The organism is Arthrobacter sp. Soil762 (genome assembly GCF_001428335.1).
Taxonomy (GTDB): domain Bacteria; phylum Actinomycetota; class Actinomycetes; order Actinomycetales; family Micrococcaceae; genus Arthrobacter.
This window is the reverse complement of record NZ_LMSG01000021.1, coordinates 194,535-214,494: the sequence shown is the minus strand read 5'-3', so window position 1 is coordinate 214,494 and position 19,960 is coordinate 194,535. Positions and strand designations below refer to the sequence as shown.

Genomic DNA, 19,960 nt, shown 5'->3' with positions numbered 1-19,960 from the left:
CCCCAGGTCAGCTGCGGACGGCGGTGACCACATAGTCAACGGCCTTGTCCACGGCCACGTTCTCCGCTTCGCCGCTGCGGCGGTCCTTGATCTCGACAACGCCGTCCACCAGGCCGCGGCCGACGGCCAGGATGGTGGGGACGCCGACGAGTTCCGCGTCGCCGAACTTTACGCCCGGGGAGACCTTCGGCCGGTCATCGTAGATGACGTCCAGGCCGGCGGCCTCGAGTTCCAGGGCCAGCTGCTCGGCGGTGGCAAAGATTTCCTCGCCGCGGCCGACAGCCACTACATGGACATCGGCGGGGGCAACGGCGCGGGGCCAGACCAGACCCTTGTCATCGTGGTTGGATTCGGCCAGTGCGGCGACGGCACGGGTGACACCAACACCGTAGGAGCCCATGGTAACCACCACCTGCTTGCCGTTCTGGTCCAGGACCTTCAGCTCGAGGGCCTCAGCGTATTTGCGGCCCAGCTGGAAGATGTGGCCCATTTCGATGCCGCGGGCCGTCTCCAGCGGACCGGAGCCGTCCGGAGCCGGGTCACCCGCGCGGACGTCGGTGCACTCGATGACGCCGTCCCAGGCGAAGTCGCGGCCGGCGACCAGGCCGTACACGTGCTTTCCTGCTTCGTTGGCCCCGGTGATCCAGGCAGTGCCGCTGACAACGCGGGGATCCACCAGGTAGAGGAGCTTGGTTGAGCTTTCGCTGCCCAGCAGGGGTTGGTCCAGCGTCAGGCCGGGTCCAAGGTAGCCCTTGACGATGAGGGGCTGCTTCTTGAGGTCGTCGTCGTTGGCTGCTTCGAGCGTGATCTCGCCGCCGATGGGTAGGAAGGAACCGATGTTGGCTTCCACGCGCTTCAAGTCAACGCCGCGGTCACCCGGCAGGCCGATGACCACAAGCTGGCGCTCACCAGTGGGCAGGGTGACGGCAAGAACCACGTTCTTGAGGGTGTCGGCGCCAGTCCACGCGCCGCCGTCGGCCTCGCTCCGGGGAGCCAGTTCGTTGGACGCGGCAACCAGCGTGTCGATGGTGGGCGTGTTCGGGGTATCGAGGACCTCGGCGGCAGGGGCGTTGCTGAAGTCGATGTCGGCCGGAACAACGGTGGTGACGGCCTCAACGTTGGCTGCATAACCGCCGGCGGAGCGTACGAAAGTGTCTTCGCCGATCTCGGTGGGGTGCAGGAACTCTTCGCTCTTGGACCCACCCATGGCGCCGGCGGTGGCCGCAACGGGAATGACTTCCAGGCCCAGGCGCGCAAAGATCTTCAGGTAGGCGCCACGGTGGGCGGCGTAGCTGGCGTCCAGGCCTGCGTCGTCCACGTCGAAGGAGTAGGAATCCTTCATGATGAACTCGCGGCCGCGCAGCAGGCCCGCGCGGGGGCGTGCTTCGTCGCGGTATTTGTTCTGGATCTGATACAGGCTCAGGGGCAGGTCCTTGTAGGACGAGTACAGGTCCTTGACCAGAAGCGTGAACATTTCCTCGTGCGTGGGGGCCAGCAGGTAGTCGGCACCCTTACGGTCCTGGAGCCGGAACAGACCTTCGCCGTATTCGGTCCAGCGGTTGGTGACCTCGTAGGGCTCTCGCGGCAGCAGCGCCGGGAAGTGGACTTCCTGGGCACCGATGGCGTCCATTTCCTCGCGGACGACGGCCTCGACCTTGCGCAGCACACTCAGCCCCAGCGGAAGCCAGGTGTAGATGCCGGGCGCCGCGCGGCGGATGTAGCCGGCCCGGACCAGGAGCCGGTGGCTGGCGACCTCAGCGTCGACGGGATCTTCACGCAAGGTGCGCAGGAAAAGCTTGGACATTCTTGTGACCACGGGTGGGTTATCCGTTTCTGGGGAGTAACTGCTGGAAAGCAGAGCCGGGCAATTCTTCTGGGTACTAATCTACCGGCTATCCACGGCACGCCAGGCGGCGGAACCTGAGCCGGGCCAGAGACCGCGGGGGGGCGGGACGCAATAGAGCCACGCCCGGCATGCAAAGCCCCTGGCCGTAAACGGCTGGTCATTACATGCGGACGTGGCTCCATGGCCGTTGACGCCTAGGTACTGGTGAGGACTGGTGAGACCGCCCACCCACTCCAGCGCAGCTAGATCGAACATATGTGATAGCCGACACATCCACAAGGGTTTTTCCATTCGAAGTAATTGACGGCCGCCTTTGGCAGGTCTAGTTTTAATTCATCACCTGGTGAATTCAAACGCGGACTCCCAGCATTCGGAGGCATTAATGTCCCATTCAGCAGCTACCGCCCCGGCCGTCACGGAAGCCAGCATCGCTGTGGCCGCCACCACCCTGCACGTCATACGGGGAAAGGTTCCCGTCCTGCGCGGCTTGGACTTTGCCGTCCAGGCAGGCGAGATCACCGGGCTGCTGGGCCCGTCCGGCAGCGGCAAGACTACGCTCATGCGGGCCATCATGGGCGTCCAGGTGCTCACGTCCGGCTTGGTCCAAGTGCTGGGGCTGCCCGCCGGGCACCCTGACCTGCGACACCGGGTGGGTTACGTGACCCAGTCCCCCAGCGTGTATCCGGACCTGACGGTCGAAGCCAATGTCCGCTACTTCGGCGCCATGCACCGCAAGGGCCGCACCGAGGCCGCAGAGGCGATCGCCGCCGTCGGGCTTGAACCGCAGGCCAGGCAGAAAACCGGTGACCTCTCCGGCGGACAGCTGAGCCGGGTGTCGTTGGCCTGTGCCCTGGTGGCTCGCCCCAGCCTGCTCGTCCTGGATGAGCCAACCGTGGGCCTTGATCCGGTGCTCCGGGCTGACCTGTGGGACCGTTTCCGGTCCATGGCCGCGTCCGGGACCACCCTGCTGGTTTCCAGCCATGTGATGGAGGAAGCCAGCCATTGCGGATCACTCCTCCTACTGCGGGAAGGAAAGCTCCTGGCGCAGCTGACGCCGGCGGAATTGAGTCAACGCGGGCACAGTGCCGATCTGGAGAAGGCTTTCCTGCACATCATCCAGGACACCGCCGAAGTGCCCAGCGGTTCCCCCGAAAGGACGGTACGGTCATGAACCTGTTGATGCTGTTGGCCACCACCCGGCGCGTCCTGGACCAGCTCCGGCACGACCACCGCAGCATCGCGCTGATCCTGGTGGTCCCTGCGCTTCTGCTCACCGCCGTGTACTTTCTCTATGAGAATGAAACGCTGCCGCCGGGCGTGCCCAGGACTTTTGACCGGGTTGGCCTGATGATGCTGGCGATCTTCCCGTTTGTGGTTATGTTCCTGGTTACGTCCATCACGATGCTGCGGGAACGCACCTCGGGGACCCTGGAACGGCTGCTGACCACTCCCATCCACAAGGCGGACCTGCTGTTCGGCTATGGGCTGGCATTTTCCATCATGGCCGCCCTGCAGTCGCTGGTTGCTACCGCCGTCGCCTACTGGATCTTCGGGCTCGACATCCAAGGCAGCCCTGGGCTGGTGGTCATGATTGCCGTGATCAACGCGGTTCTTGGCGTCGCGCTGGGGCTGCTCTGTTCGGCCTTCGCCCGAACGGAATTCCAGGCCGTGCAGTTCATGCCGGTGGTGGTGGTCCCGCAGATCCTGCTCTGTGGCCTCTTTGTGGCCCGCGAAAGGATGAACGAGGCCCTCGAGGCTGTGTCGAATGTCCTTCCATTGACTTTTTCGGTGGATGCACTGCAGGAGATCGCCGCCAACACCGAGCCCACAGACCAGCTGTGGATGGATGCCGGAGTCATCGTGGCCATTGTCCTGGCGGTCCTGGTGCTCGCATCCCTGACCCTGCGGCGGCGGACCGCGTGAACGGACAGCATGATCCGGCGGACGGCCCGGGTCCCGCAGGCAGCGCGGCTGGCACGGGACGGCGGGGCCGGCGCGGCGGGGCAACCGAGTCGAGGGAACAGATCCTGGACACAGCCCGGCGGCTTTTCGCCGAACACGGCTTCGAAGGGACCAGCCTGCGCCAGATCGCCCGGGAAACCGGCGTGGACCCCGCCATGGTCCACCATTTCTTCAAGGGCAAGGACGAGCTTTTTGCGCTGAGTGTGGCACTGCCGGCCGACCCGGAGAAGGTCCTGGCGGGCGTTGACGGCTACTCGCCAGAGGACCGGGCAGAGGCGATCGTGCGGGCCGTGCTGCGCTTGTGGGAAAGCCCGGCCCAGCACAGTCTGGTGGCCTTCCTCAGGGGAACCATCGGCTCCAAGGCCAAGACGTTGCTGCTGCGGGAACTGGTGCAGCGGACCATCCTCGGCCGGATCATGGCAGGAGTCCCCGGCCCGCCCGAAGAAGTGGCCATGCGCGGAAACCTTGTGGCCACGCAGATGGTTGGGGTGATGCTGGTCCGGTATGTGGTGCGGCTGGAACCACTCGCGTCTGCCTCGCCCGACGACCTTGTGCGGCTCGTGGCTCCGAACGTCCAGCACTACCTGACGGGTGACCTGAAAGCTGACGGGTGAACCGGCGGCGGGCGGCCTGAAAGGCGGCGACGCTGAGGCCAGCGAGCTGGCGGCTAGAACAGAACCGTAGCGAAGGTGCCAACCTGGCGGAAGCCCACGCGCTCGTACGTGGACCGCGCCCGGAGGTTGAATCCGTTGACGTACAGGCTGGTGACGGGGGCAAGCGTGCGCGCCTTCTCCACCACGGCGGCCATGTAGCCGGCGCTCAGACCCTGTCCGCGGTAACCGGGGTTCATCCATACACCCTGGATCTGCGTGACGTCGGCCGTCACAGCTCCCAGCTCGGCCTTGAACACAACATCGCCGGAGTCGTTGACGTGTGCCAATGAATGGCCTTGCCGGATGAGGCCTTCCACGCGGCGGCTGTAGAACTCCTTGCCCCCGAGGAACGGCGAGTAGCCCACTTCCTCTTCGAACATGGCCGCGCAGGCGGGAAGGATCCGGTCAAAATCGGCCAGCCGGCCGAGCCCCAGATCCGCGTTCGGCTCCACCGACGGCGGCCCACACAGCGTCATCAGCGGCTGTTCATCCCGCACCTCGTGGGCCGCATGCCCCAGTTCAGCCAGCTCAGCATGGAGGGCAAGGACGGCATCTGCGGGGCCAAAGGCGGAGGCGAAACGGCGGCCGGAATTGCTTGCTGCGGCAGCGACAAGCCCGGCAAATTCGGGGTCAAGCTGGACCGGGACCAGGTTTGCCCCTGCCCAGCACGCGCCGACCAGGATGCCGTCGTCGAAAACTCCCAGGACGCCGGCACCACCAGCGGTGGGCGCGGCAGAGCCCGCCGCCCGGAGGTGCGCCAGGATAAAGACATTGGCCACCGGATCCTGCGACGCCAGGCGCCGCAGGGAAGCGGTGTCCGCGCCGGCGAGGGTCCGGACGGATATTCCCGCCGGCGCGGCGTCCTCTTTATGAGACGCTAACCACGGGGCTACCCTTGACAGCATCTTCGCCATCGGCCTCCCCCATCTCTTCAGCTATGCGCATGGCCTCTTCGATCAGTGTCTCAACAATCTCGCTCTCAGGCACAGTCTTAATGACTTGGCCCTTCACAAAGATCTGCCCCTTGCCGTTGCCGGACGCCACACCCAGATCGGCTTCGCGGGCTTCGCCCGGTCCGTTGACAACACAGCCCATCACTGCCACGCGGAGCGGAATTTCCATGCCTTCCAGCCCTGCGGTGACCTGTTCGGCAAGGGTGTACACGTCCACCTGGGCACGGCCGCATGACGGGCAGGAGACGATTTCGAGCTTGCGCGGGCGCAGGTTCAGGGACTGCAGGATCTGGTTGCCCACCTTGATTTCCTCTACCGGCGGGGCCGACAGGGAAACCCTGATGGTGTCGCCGATGCCCCTGGCCAGGAGCGCCCCGAAGGCTGTCGCGGACTTGATGGTGCCCTGGAAGGCGGGCCCGGCTTCGGTGACGCCCAGGTGCAGGGGCCAGTCGCCCTGCTCGGCCAGCATCTCGTAGGCAGCAACCATGATGACCGGGTCGTTGTGCTTGACCGAGATCTTGAAGTCGTTGAAACCGTGCTCTTCGAACAGCGACGCTTCCCAGACGGCGGATTCCACGAGCGCCTCGGGGGTGGCCTTGCCATACTTCTTCAGGATGCCGGGCTCCAGCGATCCGGCGTTGATGCCGATCCGGATGGAGGTCCCGTGGTCCTTCGCCGCGCGAGCGATTTCCTTGACCTGGTCATCGAACTTGCGGATATTGCCCGGGTTCACCCGCACTGCCGCGCAGCCGGCCTCAATCGCCGCGAACACGTACTTCGGCTGGAAGTGGATGTCCGCAATGACCGGAATCTGGGACTTGCGAGCGATAATGGGCAGGGCCTCTGCATCATCGGCCGACGGGCAGGCGACGCGCACGATATCGCAACCGGAGGCGGTGAGTTCCGCGATCTGCTGCAGGGTGGCGTTGATGTCCGTGGTGGGCGTGGTGGTCATGGACTGCACACTGATGGGCGAGTCCGAACCGACCCCGACGGAACCCACCTTGATCTGCCGCGTCTTACGGCGGGGGGCGAGAACGGGCGGCGGTGCTGACGGCATTCCCAGGCTGACCGAGGTCACGTGGACTCCTTGGGTAGGTGTTTCAGTAGTAAAAAAGGTCCGGGAATCAGGATGCGTGCGCGGCCAGGAGGCCGATCACGGGAGTCCACTCGGTTGTCCGGATCCCGGCAATGGTGCCGGCGACGGCGAACGGGTCCTGCTTGAGGAGATCGTTCAGCTGGGTTTCGTCCTGGACCTTGAAGATCAGCAGGGCGCCTGCCCCGTCACCATAGGGTCCGCTGGTCAGCAGCTGGCCCTCGTCCGCCAGACCCGCCAGCCAGGCGCGGTGTGCGGGGCGGTGATCATCACGGACGGCGGAGGAATCGGCGGCGTACACATACTCAACGGCAAAAACAGTCATAAAGACACCCTATCCCCAGGGGTGGGCTGTCGCCGATCCGGGCAGTCAGCAAGACTCACTGCAGGAACACCACCTTGATCACTGCCGCCGTTCCCGCAGCCCACAGCATGGACGTGAGCGTTCCGATGATGAACCGCTCCGCAGCTACGGGGGTCTCTTTCAATTCGGCGAACCTGCCCAGGCCCTTGATGGCCACGATGTAGGCAATGGCCACCGGCTGTCCGGTCAGGATGGCCACGCAGACGCCCAACCGTTCCAGGACTCCGATGATTGCCCCACCCCGCAGGATCCGCTGGGCCGGCAGCGCCGGCGCCACGTGGGAAGCGTCCGACGGCGGCCGGCCGCCACCCGTGGTCAGCTCGCCGTCGACCGTTTGCCCCGTACCGGCCCGCGGGGCTTCCGAAACTGTGTCCACCGTGACATCGGCTGAAGGATCCTGGGCTGATGCATCCTGGTCCGGTTTGGTGGCCGCGTCCGCTTTGTCGTCTATGGTCCTGGCGAGCCGGAACACCAGCGCGGTCACGGGCCAACCTGCGAATCCGGCCACCAGCAGGGCAACTGCGATCCATAGTGCGTTCACCGGTCTCCTTCAATCTGGGAATGCGCGTACTCGAGGAGCATGGCCGCGGCGGGCCTGGCGGCCCATTCTTCCTGCCAGCCGGACCTGAGCACAGCACGGCTCACCGACTGCTCCGTGATTCCCAAGTCCTGGGCCACGTGTTTCTGGCTGCCGTGCTTTCCATCGCCGCCCTGGAGGGCGCGCAACCGGTCCACCACGCGCCACTGGGCTGGTGTGCGTTGCTGCACCACCCGGCCGATCAGGCGAAGCACCGCCTGGGCATTTGCAGTGGTCATGGCTCCTTCCTTGGCGTGGGGAGGCGTCTCCCGGCCACGGCCAATACTGCCGGACACCACCGACAATGGCACCTGGCCAGCCGCACCCTTGGCGAGTTCCACGGCCCTTCGCGCCGCCACAAAGCCGCTCCCGGAACCTTCCCGGGGGCTTCCGCCCGGGGTGAGCTGCACGGCCCCGATCCCGATCCCGACGTACCAGTGCCCGCTCCGGAGCGCGTACAAGGCGATCTCCACGACGTCCTCGGCCTGTTCCACCACACCCTGGAGTTCATCACCCACGGACCGTTCGAAGGGCGCCGGTGTGAGGCTGCGCAGTGCGGCGATCAGATCGGGAACACGGTCGACGTCGGCAGTGCTGCCTCGCTGGTCGATGGTCAGTACGTACATGCCTTAACCGTACGCAGGTGATAACTCATAATCAATCATGAATGGCTGATTATTAAATATCAGCCAATAAAGGCTGATTTGCGAGAATCACCCGATCCGATCAGGCGCTGTCGTGGCCTGCCGGGATCCGCTCCAGGCGATCCACCCACCGGCGCCCGCCATCAGTACGGCCCCGGCGGCCTGGGTCGGCAGGCTGCTTCCCGTAGTTGCCTGCCCCAGGACAACGCCCAGAACGTAGAACACCACAGCGCCGGCCGCCCAGAGGGCCCCGGCCCAGTGCGGCAGCACGTGGGAATGCCATACCGCGATCCCCAGCAGCACCGTGCCAAAGAATGCGAGCAGCAGGCCCAGCAGGAACGCCCCGGTCATGGACGCCGGGAATTCCAACTGCATCACGTCCTGGTTTCCGCCCAGGTATGCCTTTCCGATGGCGGGGGTGGCAAACGTGGAAATCACCGCCGGCACAAGCAGCAAAGCCGTGCCGGCAACAGCTGTGACCATCGAGGCGATTGCCAGGCGCCCCGTCCTGCTGTTGGCCATGGAACAGCCCAAAGCAAAAGCAGGAGTCAGCCGAACAGGTTCACCGGCTTCACGATGTCGGCATAGATCAGCAGCAAACTCATGCCCATCAGCAACGTGGCCACCACGTAAGTCACGGGAAGCAGTTTGGCGATGTCGAAAGCGCCCGGATCCGGTTTGCCGAACAGCTTGGCCACCCGTCGCCGCGCCCCCTCGTACAGCGCTCCGGCCACATGGCCGCCGTCGAGCGGAAGCAGCGGGATCAGGTTGAAGACCGCGAGCGCGAAGTTCAGGCCGGCGAGCAGCCCTATCAGGGCGCCAATCCTGGACTGCAGCGGCACCTCCTCCATGGCGGCCACTTCACCGGCCACGCGCCCCACGCCCACCACGCTGATGGGGCCGTTGGGGTCGCGCTCTTCCTCGCTGAAGGCCGCCTTGGCAACGCCCACCACCCGGGCGGGCAGATTGAAGACGACGCCGGCCACTTGCTTGATGTTTTCGCCCGCCATGGGCAGGACGGACGACGCCGGCTGGGGAACCAGTTCGGTCTGCGCGCCGATGCCCAGGAATCCGACGTCCTGGTACAGGAGGGTGCCGGCGTCGTCCTTTGCCTGCCGTCCGTCCACGCCGACGACGGGGCGGGCGGAGAGCACCGGCGTCACCGTGGTGGTGACGGGCGCGCCGTCGCGCTCCACAGTGATGCTGACTTCCCTGCCCGCGGAGGCCCGGATCCATTCGGTCAGCTCGTCCCAGCCGGTGACAGCTTTCCCGTCAAAGGAGGTGACCACGTCGTTGGGCAGGAGCCCGGCGGCGGCGGCGGGGGTCAGCTGGCAGTCCGGGGAATCGGGGTCAACGGTTTCGCCGGCCGCCACCTGGCATTTGGAGACGTCGGCGATGGTGGTGGTGGCCGTGGCCATGCCGAAGCCCATCAGCAGGACGGCGGTCAGGACCACGCCGATCAGCAGGTTCATGGCCGGCCCGCCCAGCATCACGATGATTTTCTTCCACACCGGGAGCCGGTAGAACACGCGGTTAGCGTCCTCCGGGCCCACTTCCTCGTGTGCCATGGACCGGGCTTCCGTGGCCAGTGTCTGGAACATGCCGGTGCTGGAGGGGCGGACGGTTCCGTCGTCCTTGTTGGGCGGATACATGCCGATCATGGACACGTAGCCACCCAGCGGGATCGCTTTTACGCCGTATTCAGTTTCGCCCTTCCGCTTGGACCACAGGGTGGTGCCGAAGCCGATCATGTACTTGGTGACGCGCACCTTGAACAGCTTGGCGGGCACCAGGTGCCCCACTTCGTGCAGCGCAATGGACGCGGCAATGCCGATCGCCACAAAGACGACGCCGAGGATAAAGAGGAGGACGGGGCTCATGCGTGGATCTGCTGCTTCCTAGAGACTGCTGACTGCTAAACGTTCGTGGGCGCGCGTGCGTGCCCAGTCTTCAGCATCCAGTACCGACTCCAGCGTCAGCCCGGAGGATCCTGAATGTTCGCTGAGGACAGCATCGATGGTGTCCACGATTTCGGTGAAGCGGATGCGTCCCGAGTGGAACGCCATGACTGCTTCCTCGTTTGCCGCGTTAAAGACGGCGGGAAAAGTGCTCCCCTGCTTGGCGGCGTCCTTGGCCAGGTCCACGGCCGGGAAAGCGACAGTGTCCAGCGGTTCGAACGTCCAGCTGGTGGCTTTGGTCCAGTCACACGGGGAGGCCGCTTTGGGGACCCTGTCCGGCCAGCCAAGCCCTAAGGCAATGGGGAGGCGCATGTCCGGCGGGGACGCCTGGGCGATGACGGACCCGTCGATGAACTGGACCATGGAGTGGACCACCGACTGCGGGTGGACCACAACGTCGATCCGGTCCAGCGGCACGTCGAACAGCAGATGGGCCTCTATGAGCTCAAGGCCCTTGTTGACGAGCGTGGCCGAGTTGGTGGTGACCATCAGCCCCATGTCCCATGTGGGGTGCGCCAGGGCCTCTTTCGGCGTCACGTCGTGGAGCTGTTCCCTTGTCCGACCGCGGAAAGGCCCTCCGGAGGCCGTCAGGATGAGCTTCTCAACCTCGGCCGCGGAGCCTGAGCGCAGGCACTGCGCTATCGCTGAGTGCTCGGAATCCACCGGCACGATTTGCCCCTCGCGGGCGGCGGCCTTGACGAGCGCTCCACCGACGATCAGCGATTCCTTGTTGGCCAGCGCCAGCGTTGCACCTGATTTCAGGGCGGCGAGGGTGGGGGCGAGCCCGATGGAGCCGGTAATGCCGTTGAGCACCACGTCCGCTTCTACTGCGGCGATGCGGGCTGAGGCGTTCGGGCCGGCGATGATTTCGGGGCGGTAGTCCTGCCGCCCGGCGAGGCGGGCGGCCTCGGAGATCAGGTCCTGCAGCTTGCGCGGATCCCCGGCGGCGATGCCCACAGCGGCGGCACCGGTGTGGACGGCCTGCCTGGCCAGGAGCTGCAGGTTCCCTCCGCCGGCACTGAGCGCCACTACCTCAAAAAGGTGCGGGGCGCCGTCGACGACGTCAATCGCCTGGGTGCCGATGGAACCGGTGGATCCGAGGATGACGATTCTGCGAGGCTGCATTGGTTAAGTATCCCGCACCCCGGCCCGCACCTGGCCCGCGGTCCGGTCAGCCCGCCGCCAGCTCGATGAAACCTTTGGCCAGCGTGGACACGGCGCCGATGTAGGCGATGGCCACAACGATCCGCCGCACGGCAGCCGGTTTGACCTTGCCGGACAGCAGGTCGCCCGCGATGATTCCCGCCACCATGGCGGCCAGGATGCTGAGCCATTGCCAGCCGTCCAGGCCGGGAACATGTCCACCGGAAAGTATGTACTTGATCACCAGGGAAGAGAGTCCGGTGGTCACGAAATAGGGCTGGAGGGTGGCGCCGAAACTCTTCTGCTCCCACCCGGTGGCAATGGCGTACGCGGTGATGGCCGGTCCGCCGACGCCCGCTGCCGCGTTCATCAGTCCGCTGGTGAAGCCGAGGGAGACCATGGGAACGGGGCCACTGGCGCGCCATGAGCTGCGGGTCAGCCGTTGCGAAGCCAGCAGGGCGATGATGAGGAGGATGCCGATGCAGATCTCCAGCGGCGCTTCGGCCACGTTGCTGGCCATCCAGGCTCCCGGCAATACCCCTGCGAGGGCCGCGAGCGCCAGTCCGAAGTACCGCTTCCACTCCACATGCCGCCAGACCCTGGAGAGGATCAGGAGGGATGAGGCTGCGCCGCACAGGTTGATGATCATGACGCCGTCGAAGGGGCCGAGCAGCACCACCAGGACGGGAGAGACGAGAAGGCCGAATCCGAGGCCGGCCAGCCGCTGGGCCAGTGCCCCTGCAACAACGGCAATGAGCACCAATGCAAACACCATCCGATCCTAGTGGGCGGACAGCGACGCCGGGCGTAACGTGGATTGCGTGGACTGGGTTTCCTGGTTCGATGCGCCGGAGTACGGATTCGCCCGGCAGGTGCTGCAGCGAGGTGTGGCGGCACTGTTCTTCGTTGCGTTCCTGTCCTCCCTGAACCAGTTCCCTGCGCTGCTGGGCGAACGTGGCCTGTTGCCGGTTCCGGACTATCTGGATGGGTTCAGCGCGCGACGGCGGCCCACGCTGTTCCGTTGGCGCTATTCGGACCGGCTGCTGCGTGGTGTCTGCCTCACCGGACTGGCAATTTCCGCCCTCCTGGTGGCCGGCATCCCCCAGCTTGGGCCGCCGTGGGTTCCGCTGATTGGATTTCTGGCCCTGTGGCTGCTTTACATGTCGATCGTCAACGTGGGGCAGACGTTTTATGGCTTCGGCTGGGAAATGCTGCTGCTGGAGGCCGGGTTCACGGTGGCGTTCCTTGGCTCGGACCAGACGGAGCCGCCGCGCACCATCCTGATCCTGTTGGCCTGGCTCGTGTTCCGGCTGGAGTTCGGCGCCGGGATGATCAAGATCCGCGGCGGCCGGGAGTGGCGTGACCTGACCGCCCTCTACTATCACCATGAAACGCAGCCGATGCCGGGGCCGCTGAGCCGCCAGGCTCATCTCCTGCCCAAACCCTTCCACCGGCTGGAGGTCCTGGGGAACCACTTCGCCCAGCTCGTGGTGCCGTTCTTCCTCTTCGCACCGCAACCCGTGGCAAGCGCCGCAGCCGGAATCGTCATCTTCACCCAGCTGTGGCTGGTGGCCAGCGGCAACTTCGCGTGGCTTAACTGGATGGCCGTTGTGCTGGCCTTCGCCGCGGTCAGCGACCCCGTGGCCCACGCGGTAATGCCGTTCCTGCCGCTGGATTGGAATCCCCAGGAAGGCAGCCGCGGCAATCCCCCGTACTGGCTTGCCATCACCCTGGTGGCCACAATGCTGCTGGTAGTCCTCAGCTACTGGCCCGTGCGCAACCTGCTCTCCAAGGGGCAGCTGATGAATGCCAGCTTCAACCGCTGGCAGCTGGTCAACACGTACGGTGCGTTTGGCACCGTGACCAAGCACCGCGTCGAGATCGTCGTGGAGGGCACCCTGGACGAAGAACCTGAGGACTCAGCAGACTGGCGCGAATACGCGTTTAAGGGCAAACCCGGAGATCTCCGCCGGCTGCCCCGCCAGTGGGCGCCCTACCACCTGCGGCTGGACTGGCTGATGTGGTTCCTGCCGTTGCGCACCGTCCACGAGGTGTGGTTTTACGCGTTCCTCACGAAACTGCTGGAGGCGGACCAGCGGACGCTGCGGCTTCTCCGCGCCGACCCGTTCGACGGCGATCCGCCGCGCTGGGTGCGTGTCAACAGCTACCTGTACCGTTTCGCCACCAGGGCTGAGTTCCGGGAGACGGGCGAGCGCTGGGTCCGGATGCCGCTCTATGAGGCCATCCCGCCGCTTTCGCTCGGCGGTTCCCGGAGGCGGCGGCGGTGATTCCGGCCCTGGTGATACGGCGCTCTTGTGATTCCTGCCCCGGTGGCCCTAGGAGTGGATGCCTGCCCGGCGGATGGTGGCTTCGGCGTGCTTGAGGATGGGGCCGTCGATCATTTTGCCGCCGTGCTGGAACACGCCCGATCCGGCAGCAGCCGCGACCTGCAGCAGTTCTGTGGCGGCGGCGACGTCGGCCGCGGACGGGGCGTAGGCGCCCCGGACCACGGCCGCCTGCGTGGGATGGATGCAGGCTTTGGAGCCGAATCCTGACGCTGCAGCATCGGCTGCCTCCAGCGCCAGCCCGTCAAGGTCCGGGATGTTGACGTACACGGCGTCCACGGCTTCTTTCCCGAAAGCCCGGGCGGCGAGCAGCACCGCGGACCGGGCGTGCAGCGCCACGGCGCGGTAGCCGCCGTCGTCCGCTCTGCTGGACGTACCGCTGAGGGAAGCCAGGAGGTCCTCGGCGCCCCACATCAGGGCCACCACGTTGGGGGCCGCCGCGATGGCGGGCGCGTTCAGGACCCCGACGGCGGTCTCGCACAGGGCGATGACGTGGTAGTCCGCCAGGGCTTCGAGCTGGGCCGCACTCTCAGCCTTGGCCAGCATCACCGTGCGGTACGGCGTGTGGGCCAGGCAATGCAGGTCCTTCTCGAACTCGTCGGTGCCCGCCGGATTGATCCTTATGATGGTGCGGCTGGGATCAAGTTCGGGCCCCTCCCCGGCAGCGCCCAACTGGGCCAGGATGGCGCCGCGCGCCCGCTGCTTGTCCGCAGGTGCCACGGCGTCCTCGAGGTCCACGATGACAGCGTCGGCGCGTTGGGCGGCCTTGGGGAAGCGCTCCGGACGGTCGGCAGGGCAGAAGAGCAGGGCGGGACCCATCACAAATGTCATACGGACATTGTCCTCTTTTCGGGGCCCGGCACGCTCCCCTTTTCAGCTCCCGCAGGCTGCACGTTTTGTCCAGAAGACTGCGCCACATGGGCGTCCCGGGTCCACATCAGGCAGCTCCGCGTGGCCAGCGCCACCACGGTGCCGTCCTGGTTCCGGCCAGTGTGCTGCATGGTCACAATCCCCTGGCCGGGTCGCGATCCCGAGAGCCGTTTTCCGGTGATCACCGTCTCGGTGTAGAGCGTGTCCCCGTGGTACAGCGGGTGCGGGAAGGAGACGTCCGTCAGGCCCAGCTGGGCGATGATGGTGCCCTGGGTGAGCTGCGATACGGACTGCCCCACCAGGGTGGACAGCGTGAACATGGAGTTGACCAGCCGCTGGCCGAACGGCTGCCCTGCGCTCCAGGCGGCGTCCAGATGCAGGGCCTGGGTGTTCATGGTGAGCGTGGTGAACAGCACGTTGTCCGCCTCGGTTACGGTGCGGCCGGGCCGGTGCGCGTAGACAACGCCTTCTTCGAGTTCGTCAAAGTACAGGCCGCGCTGCTCGATGACGCGGGGGGCGGCGGTGGTTGCGCCCGGACTGTCGGGGGTTGAGCCCGCCGAAGCCCCGCTCATACGGTGAGCTCCTGGTCCTCTTCGAACAGCTCGGCGCCGGTGGCCGCCGCCACGTCCTCCACGGAGACGTTGGGGGCCAGCTCGCGGAGAACCAACCGGGAACGCCCGCCTTCGGTGACGACGTCGATCACGGCGAGGTCGGTGATGATCCGGTCCACGCAGGCCTTGCCGGTCAGCGGCAGCGAGCAGTGCTCCACGATCTTGGGGTTGCCGTTGCGGTCCACGTGTTCCATCATCACGATCACCTTCTTGGCGCCGAAGACCAGGTCCATGGCCCCGCCCATGCCTTTGACCATCTTGCCCGGGATCATCCAGTTGGCCAGGTCGCCGTTCTGCGCCACTTCCATGGCGCCGAGCACGGCCACGTCCACATGCCCGCCGCGGATCATGCCGAACGACGAGGCGGAGTCGAAGAACGCGGCCCCCTTGTTGACCGTGACGGTTTCCTTGCCGGCGTTGATGAGGTCCGGATCCACCGCGTCCTCGCTGGGGTATGGCCCCACGCCCAGGATCCCGTTCTCCGAGTGGAGCACCACCTCGACGCCTGCCGGGATGTAGTTGGGAATGAGCGTGGGCATGCCGATGCCGAGGTTGACGTACTGCCCGTTGCTGAGCTCCCGGGCCACCCGGGCGGCCAGTTCGTTGCGCGTCCAGCCTTTGGCCTCCGGATTGGTGCCTTCCGGATGGCCGACGGTGGCACGCCGGTATTCGGGCCGGACGGCTTCGGGGCGGGGAGGCGCTCCCTGCGTGCTGTTGGACTCCATGGCTACGCTCCTGCCTGTTCGGTGGCGCTTTCGGTTCCGGCGGCCTGTGCAAGGGCAACAGTCCGCTTTTCGATCCGCTTCTCACCGGCGGGCACAACCACTACCCGCTGGACAAAGATGCCGGGAGTGTGGACGTGTTCGGGGTCCAGCTCCCCCGGTTCCACCAGCTCCTCCACCTCGGCGATGGTGATTTTTCCCGCCATGGCGCAGAGCGGGTTGAAGTTCATGGCGGTAGCGTGGAAAACCAGGTTGCCGTGGCGGTCACCCTTCCAGGCGTGGACCAGCCCGAAGTCGGGTGTCAGGGATTCCTCCAGGACGTAGTCCACACCGTGGAAAGTCCGCACTTCCTTGGCGGCGGAGGCAATCGCGATGCCGCCGTCGGCGTCGTACTTCTGCGGCAGGCCGCCGTCGGACACCTGCGTGCCGACCCCCGCCTTGGTGTAGAAAGCGGGGATCCCGGCGCCGCCGGCACGGAGCTTTTCCGCCAGCGTCCCCTGCGGGGTGAGGACCACCTCAAGCTCGCCGGACAGGTACTGGCGCGCGAACTCCTTGTTCTCGCCGACGTAGGAACTGACGGTCCGCCGGATTCTGCCGTCACGGAGCAGGACGCCCAGCCCCCAGTCGTCCACGCCGCAGTTGTTACTGACGGTCTCGAGGTCCTTGGTGCCGTGCCGGTGCAGGGCATCGATCAAGGCCACCGGGATTCCGCAGAGGCCGAACCCTCCCACCGCGAGCGACGCGCCGTCGGGAATGTCCGCAATGGCTTCCTCGGCGCTGGCAACAACCTTGTTGATCATCGTTGGTCCTTTCAGGCCGGTTACAGTCCGAGTTCGCGGGCGATGAGCATCAGCTGGACTTCCGTGGTTCCCTCACCGACTTCAAGGATCTTGGAGTCGCGGTAGTGGCGTGCCACGGTGAATTCGTTGATGAAGCCATAGCCGCCGAATACCTGGGTGGCATCCCGCGCATTGTCCATGGCCGCCTCGCCTGCGACCATCTTAGCGATGGCCGCCTGCGTCTTGAACGGCTTCCCCGCCAGCATCCTCGACGCGGCGTCGTAGTACGCCAAGCGGGCCGTATGGGCGCGGGCCTGCATGCGGGCGATCTTGAACGAGATTGCCTGGTACTTGCCGATGTGATGGCCAAAGGCGCTGCGTTCCTTGGCGTACTTCACCGACAAATCAACACAGCCCTGCGCCGCCCCGGTCGCCAAAGCCGCGATGGCGATCCGGCCCTCGTCCAGGATGGAAAGGAAGTTCGCGTAACCCCGCCCCTCCGCACCGAGCAGGTTCGCTTCCGGCACCCGGACGTCCTTGAGCGTCAGCGGGTGGGTGTCCGAGGCGTTCCAGCCCACTTTGTTGTATGCCTTCTCCGCCCTGAAACCCGCAGTGGTGGTGGGCACCAGGATGGTGGAAATCTGCTTCTTAAGGCTGCCATCCTTGCGTTCCTTCTGACCCGTCACCGCGGTAACCGTGACCAGGCGCGTGATGTCGGTCCCGGAGTTGGTGATGAATTCCTTGTTGCCGTTGATCACCCAGTCGCCGTTCTCACGATGGGCGTGGGTTTTGGTCCCGCCGGCGTCAGAGCCTGCTTCCGGCTCCGTGAGTCCGAAGCCGGCGAGCGCCTTGCCCGAGGCCAGCAGCGGGAGCCACTCCTCTTTCTGGGCCTCGGTACCGAACCGGTACACCGGCATTGCGCCGAGGGAGACGCCTGCTTCCAGCGTGATGGCCACGGACTGGTCCACCCGGCCAAGCTGTTCGAGGGCGAGTGCCAAAGCGAAGTAGTCCCCGCCCATCCCACCGTGCTCTTCCGGGAACGGCAGTCCGAACAAGCCCATGTCCGCCATCTGGGACACCACCTCGTACGGGAAGCTGTGCTCCTCATCGTGCTTGGCCGAGACCGGCGCCACCACGTTGTCCGCGAAATCCCGGACGGTGTCGCTGAGGTCCTGGTATTCCTCGCTGAGCTCAAAATCTGCCATGGCTAGGCTCCCTTGCCTGTGTTGTTGGAGTCCTTGTTGGAATCCTTGTTCGACTCCGTGTTGGAATCCTGAAGTGAATCTGCGTCTGAATCGGTGGTTGAAGGGTGGATAGTGGCCAGCACCTGGTCTGCTTTGACCGGCTGACCGGCCTTGATGCTGATGTGGACCGTGCCGGCCACCTCTGCCACCAGCTGGTGTTCCATCTTCATGGCTTCCACGGAGAGGAGAACCTGGCCGGCTTCCACGGTGTCGCCGTTGCTGACCGCAACGGATACCACCGTGCCGGGCATGGGCGAGCGCACCTCCGGGTCCGCGGTGCCTTCCTCGCGCTCGACGGCGGCGAGAACCCGGACAAGCCGGGACTCCCGCGTCAGCGCCTCCAGCCGGCAGGACCAGCCTCCGTTGCCGAGGAACAGTTCCGCGGGAACTCCTGAGGGCAGGTTGTCCGGGGTGAGGTTGACCGGGCCCGCGTCCGCCGACGCCAGCGAGTAGTCCGTGGTTTCGCCGTCCAGGGTAAGGACCAGGCTCCCGCGGCCCGGCAGTCGCAGCGAGGCCGTCCGCCATGGCCCGTCACCGACACAGACCTGGACCGGGCCGGCGGCCACACGGCCTGTGACACTCACTGTTGCGATGCCGCCGTCGGGCGTTCCCAGGCTGATCCGCCGGGGCGCCGGCGCGCCGATCCGCCAGCCGTTGCCGGCCTGCCACGGACCGGGTGGCGTCCCCGTTCCGTCCTGTTCCCCGCTCGCAACGGCGTACAAGGCGGCCGCGACCAGTTCGGCGTCGTCAATCCGACGGAAGGCGAAGTCCGGCATCCTGCGCTCGATCAGGCCGGTGTCGAGATGCCCGGCGCGGACGTCGTCGTCGTTGATCAGCAGCCTCAGGTACTCAACATTCGTGTCGATGCCAAGGGCTGTGTAGCCGGCGAGTGCCGCGTCCAGGGTATCCAGGGCAACGGTGCGGTCCGGGCCCCACGCGATGACTTTGGAGATCATCGGATCGTAGCTGGAGGAGATCTCGAGCCCCTCGAGCAGGGCCGAATCCACCCGGATCATGCCAGCCCCGTGATCGGGCATTTCGTCCAGCAGGAGCACGGTCCCGGTGGAAGGCATGAAGTTCCGCTCCGGGATTTCCGCGTAGACGCGGGCTTCGACGGCGTGCCCGTTGAGTTCGACGTCGGCCTGGCGGACAGTCAGTTCCTCACCGGCGGCGATGCGGACCTGCCATTCCACCAGGTCTACGCCGGTGACCATTTCGGTCACCGGGTGCTCCACCTGGAGGCGGGTGTTCATCTCCATAAAGAAAAACTCGTCCGGGGCCTCGTCGGAGACCAGGAATTCCACAGTTCCCGCGCCGCTGTAGTGGACGCTCCGGGCCGCCTGGCAGGCGGCCTCGCCGATCCGAGCCCGGGTGGCCCCGCCGTCGTGCAATGACTCCAGCAGCGGCGACGGAGCTTCCTCAATCACCTTCTGGTGGCGGCGCTGCAGCGAGCACTCGCGCTCCCCCAGGTGGATGACGTTGCCGTGGTTGTCGGCCAGGATCTGGACCTCGATGTGTCGGGGCAGGCGGACCAGCCGCTCCAGGAACAAAGTGTCATCGCCGAAGGCACTGGCGGCGACGCGGCGGGCCGTTTCCAAGGTGGCGCGCAGGTCCGCGGCCCGTTCCACGATGTGCATGCCCTTGCCGCCGCCGCCCGCTGACGGTTTGATGAGCAGCGGGAATCCGACGGCGTCCGCGGCCTCGACCAGCTGCGCGTCAGTCATACCCGGTTCGGCGATGCCCGGCACCACCGGCACTCCGTAGCCGGCCACGTGGTTCTTGGAGCGGATCTTGTCACCCATAACGTTCAGGGACTCGACGCCGGGGCCGATGAAGGTGATGCCGGCCGCTTCGAGGGCGCGGGCAAAGTCCACGTTCTCGCTGAGGAAGCCGTAGCCGGGGTGGACTGCCCCCGCGCCGGTGTCGCGGCAGGCCTGGATGATCGCCTCGATCTTCAGGTAGCTCTCTGCAGCGGCAGCAGGGCCGATCCGCACGGCAGTGTCAGCCTCGCGGACATGCCGGGCTCCGGCGTCGGCGTCGCTGTAGACGGCAACGGAGCGGATGCCCAGGGCACGCAGTGTGCGGATGACGCGGCAGGCGATCTCCCCGCGGTTGGCGACAAGCACGGTGCTGAACAGCGGCTTCTGCCTGATTGCGGAAGGAACGGCGGGCATGGAAACGGTCATGGCTGGC

General features: G+C 66.0%; 20 protein-coding genes. 4 read left to right on the top strand and 16 right to left on the bottom strand.

The window, feature by feature from the left end:
• Positions 1 to 7: 7 nt before the first annotated feature.
• The gene (locus tag ASG77_RS18680) at positions 8 to 1,816 is read right to left on the bottom strand and encodes a proline--tRNA ligase (RefSeq protein WP_056348363.1); all 1,809 of its coding nucleotides are present in this window, start codon (positions 1,814 to 1,816) and stop codon (positions 8 to 10) included.
• Positions 1,817 to 2,228: 412 nt separating this feature from the next.
• Between ASG77_RS18680 and ASG77_RS18675 the strand changes: the two genes are divergently transcribed.
• The 3 genes from ASG77_RS18675 to ASG77_RS18665 are packed head-to-tail and all read left to right on the top strand — an operon-like array spanning position 2,229 to position 4,422.
• On the top strand, positions 2,229 to 3,017 hold the full coding sequence (locus ASG77_RS18675) for an ABC transporter ATP-binding protein (protein ID WP_056348360.1): 789 nt from the start codon (positions 2,229 to 2,231) through the stop codon (positions 3,015 to 3,017).
• Between the two features lie 8 nt (positions 3,018 to 3,025).
• A complete protein-coding gene (locus tag ASG77_RS18670; protein WP_056348486.1) occupies positions 3,026 to 3,769 on the top strand; it encodes an ABC transporter permease in 744 nt (247 codons plus the stop codon).
• Positions 3,766 to 4,422 (top strand): TetR/AcrR family transcriptional regulator, encoded by a 657-nt coding sequence (locus ASG77_RS18665; RefSeq protein ID WP_082576148.1) that lies wholly within the window; start codon positions 3,766 to 3,768, stop codon positions 4,420 to 4,422. Before ASG77_RS18670 ends, ASG77_RS18665 begins: the two co-directional genes overlap by 4 nt.
• Before the next feature lie 53 nt (positions 4,423 to 4,475).
• On the opposite strand, the gene ASG77_RS18660 is transcribed toward ASG77_RS18665, so the two are convergent.
• The 9 genes from ASG77_RS18660 to ASG77_RS18620 all read right to left on the bottom strand — a co-directional run bounded on the left by ASG77_RS18660 (position 4,476) and on the right by ASG77_RS18620 (position 11,971).
• Positions 4,476 to 5,366: a GNAT family N-acetyltransferase gene (locus ASG77_RS18660; RefSeq protein WP_056348358.1), complete on the bottom strand. Its 891-nt coding sequence runs from the start codon at positions 5,364 to 5,366 to the stop codon at positions 4,476 to 4,478.
• Positions 5,329 to 6,495, bottom strand: coding sequence for a flavodoxin-dependent (E)-4-hydroxy-3-methylbut-2-enyl-diphosphate synthase (ispG, locus tag ASG77_RS18655; RefSeq protein ID WP_056348354.1), 1,167 nt, complete (start codon positions 6,493 to 6,495; stop codon positions 5,329 to 5,331). The genes ASG77_RS18660 and ispG overlap by 38 nt, the downstream gene beginning before the upstream one ends.
• A 46-nt stretch (positions 6,496 to 6,541) precedes the next feature.
• Positions 6,542 to 6,835 (bottom strand): YciI family protein, encoded by a 294-nt coding sequence (locus ASG77_RS18650; protein WP_056348350.1) that lies wholly within the window; start codon positions 6,833 to 6,835, stop codon positions 6,542 to 6,544.
• 55 nt (positions 6,836 to 6,890) lie between these two features.
• Positions 6,891 to 7,415, bottom strand: a complete 525-nt coding sequence (locus ASG77_RS18645) for a hypothetical protein (RefSeq protein WP_056348347.1) — start codon at positions 7,413 to 7,415, stop codon at positions 6,891 to 6,893.
• On the bottom strand, positions 7,412 to 8,077 hold the full coding sequence (locus ASG77_RS18640; RefSeq protein WP_056348346.1) for a hypothetical protein: 666 nt from the start codon (positions 8,075 to 8,077) through the stop codon (positions 7,412 to 7,414). The genes ASG77_RS18645 and ASG77_RS18640 overlap by 4 nt, the downstream gene beginning before the upstream one ends.
• Positions 8,078 to 8,164: 87 nt before the next feature.
• Positions 8,165 to 8,617, bottom strand: a complete 453-nt coding sequence (locus ASG77_RS18635) for a hypothetical protein (protein ID WP_156380376.1) — start codon at positions 8,615 to 8,617, stop codon at positions 8,165 to 8,167.
• 26 nt (positions 8,618 to 8,643) lie between these two features.
• Complete coding sequence (locus ASG77_RS18630; RefSeq protein WP_056348341.1) at positions 8,644 to 9,975, bottom strand: M50 family metallopeptidase; 1,332 nt, start codon at positions 9,973 to 9,975, stop codon at positions 8,644 to 8,646.
• Between the two features lie 18 nt (positions 9,976 to 9,993).
• Positions 9,994 to 11,178 carry a 1-deoxy-D-xylulose-5-phosphate reductoisomerase gene (dxr, locus tag ASG77_RS18625; protein WP_056348337.1) on the bottom strand — a complete coding sequence of 395 codons (1,185 nt, stop codon included), beginning with the start codon at positions 11,176 to 11,178 and terminating at the stop codon, positions 9,994 to 9,996.
• Positions 11,179 to 11,224: 46 nt separating this feature from the next.
• On the bottom strand, positions 11,225 to 11,971 hold the full coding sequence (locus tag ASG77_RS18620; protein WP_235564662.1) for a TSUP family transporter: 747 nt from the start codon (positions 11,969 to 11,971) through the stop codon (positions 11,225 to 11,227).
• A gap of 46 nt (positions 11,972 to 12,017) precedes the next feature.
• Between ASG77_RS18620 and ASG77_RS18615 the strand changes: the two genes are divergently transcribed.
• A complete protein-coding gene (locus ASG77_RS18615; protein ID WP_056348335.1) occupies positions 12,018 to 13,484 on the top strand; it encodes a lipase maturation factor family protein in 1,467 nt (488 codons plus the stop codon).
• Positions 13,485 to 13,532: 48 nt separating this feature from the next.
• Here ASG77_RS18615 and ASG77_RS18610 read toward each other — a convergent pair whose 3' ends face one another.
• The 6 genes from ASG77_RS18610 to ASG77_RS18585 are packed head-to-tail and all read right to left on the bottom strand — an operon-like array spanning position 13,533 to position 19,953.
• Complete coding sequence (locus ASG77_RS18610) at positions 13,533 to 14,372, bottom strand: HpcH/HpaI aldolase/citrate lyase family protein (protein WP_056348332.1); 840 nt, start codon at positions 14,370 to 14,372, stop codon at positions 13,533 to 13,535.
• On the bottom strand, positions 14,369 to 14,983 hold the full coding sequence (locus ASG77_RS18605) for a MaoC family dehydratase (protein ID WP_056348329.1): 615 nt from the start codon (positions 14,981 to 14,983) through the stop codon (positions 14,369 to 14,371). The genes ASG77_RS18610 and ASG77_RS18605 overlap by 4 nt, the downstream gene beginning before the upstream one ends.
• Positions 14,980 to 15,747 (bottom strand): CoA transferase subunit B, encoded by a 768-nt coding sequence (locus ASG77_RS18600; RefSeq protein ID WP_056348326.1) that lies wholly within the window; start codon positions 15,745 to 15,747, stop codon positions 14,980 to 14,982. The genes ASG77_RS18605 and ASG77_RS18600 overlap by 4 nt, the downstream gene beginning before the upstream one ends.
• A gap of 2 nt (positions 15,748 to 15,749) precedes the next feature.
• On the bottom strand, positions 15,750 to 16,544 hold the full coding sequence (locus tag ASG77_RS18595; RefSeq protein WP_056348323.1) for a CoA transferase subunit A: 795 nt from the start codon (positions 16,542 to 16,544) through the stop codon (positions 15,750 to 15,752).
• Between the two features lie 20 nt (positions 16,545 to 16,564).
• Positions 16,565 to 17,728 carry an acyl-CoA dehydrogenase family protein gene (locus ASG77_RS18590; protein ID WP_056348319.1) on the bottom strand — a complete coding sequence of 388 codons (1,164 nt, stop codon included), beginning with the start codon at positions 17,726 to 17,728 and terminating at the stop codon, positions 16,565 to 16,567.
• A gap of 2 nt (positions 17,729 to 17,730) precedes the next feature.
• A complete protein-coding gene (locus ASG77_RS18585; RefSeq protein ID WP_056348317.1) occupies positions 17,731 to 19,953 on the bottom strand; it encodes an ATP-binding protein in 2,223 nt (740 codons plus the stop codon).
• Positions 19,954 to 19,960 lie beyond the last annotated feature (7 nt).

Bases quoted from the DNA above. Each gene is read 5' to 3' on its own strand.
- ASG77_RS18675 (WP_056348360.1), top strand. From the start codon at position 2,229: ATGTCCCATTCAGCAGCTACCGCCCCGGCCGTCACGGAAGCCAGCATC.
- ASG77_RS18605 (WP_056348329.1), bottom strand. From the start codon at position 14,983: ATGAGCGGGGCTTCGGCGGGCTCAACCCCCGACAGTCCGGGCGCAACC.
- ASG77_RS18620 (WP_235564662.1), bottom strand. From the start codon at position 11,971: ATGGTGTTTGCATTGGTGCTCATTGCCGTTGTTGCAGGGGCACTGGCC.
- ASG77_RS18650 (WP_056348350.1), bottom strand. From the start codon at position 6,835: ATGACTGTTTTTGCCGTTGAGTATGTGTACGCCGCCGATTCCTCCGCC.
- dxr (WP_056348337.1), bottom strand. From the start codon at position 11,178: ATGCAGCCTCGCAGAATCGTCATCCTCGGATCCACCGGTTCCATCGGC.
- ASG77_RS18640 (WP_056348346.1), bottom strand. From the start codon at position 8,077: ATGTACGTACTGACCATCGACCAGCGAGGCAGCACTGCCGACGTCGAC.
- ASG77_RS18630 (WP_056348341.1), bottom strand. From the start codon at position 9,975: ATGAGCCCCGTCCTCCTCTTTATCCTCGGCGTCGTCTTTGTGGCGATC.
- ASG77_RS18595 (WP_056348323.1), bottom strand. From the start codon at position 16,544: ATGATCAACAAGGTTGTTGCCAGCGCCGAGGAAGCCATTGCGGACATT.
- ASG77_RS18590 (WP_056348319.1), bottom strand. From the start codon at position 17,728: ATGGCAGATTTTGAGCTCAGCGAGGAATACCAGGACCTCAGCGACACC.
- ASG77_RS18610 (WP_056348332.1), bottom strand. From the start codon at position 14,372: ATGACATTTGTGATGGGTCCCGCCCTGCTCTTCTGCCCTGCCGACCGT.
- ASG77_RS18600 (WP_056348326.1), bottom strand. From the start codon at position 15,747: ATGGAGTCCAACAGCACGCAGGGAGCGCCTCCCCGCCCCGAAGCCGTC.
- ASG77_RS18670 (WP_056348486.1), top strand. From the start codon at position 3,026: ATGCTGTTGGCCACCACCCGGCGCGTCCTGGACCAGCTCCGGCACGAC.
- ASG77_RS18585 (WP_056348317.1), bottom strand. From the start codon at position 19,953: ATGACCGTTTCCATGCCCGCCGTTCCTTCCGCAATCAGGCAGAAGCCG.
- ASG77_RS18660 (WP_056348358.1), bottom strand. From the start codon at position 5,366: ATGCTGTCAAGGGTAGCCCCGTGGTTAGCGTCTCATAAAGAGGACGCC.
- ASG77_RS18635 (WP_156380376.1), bottom strand. From the start codon at position 8,617: ATGGCCAACAGCAGGACGGGGCGCCTGGCAATCGCCTCGATGGTCACA.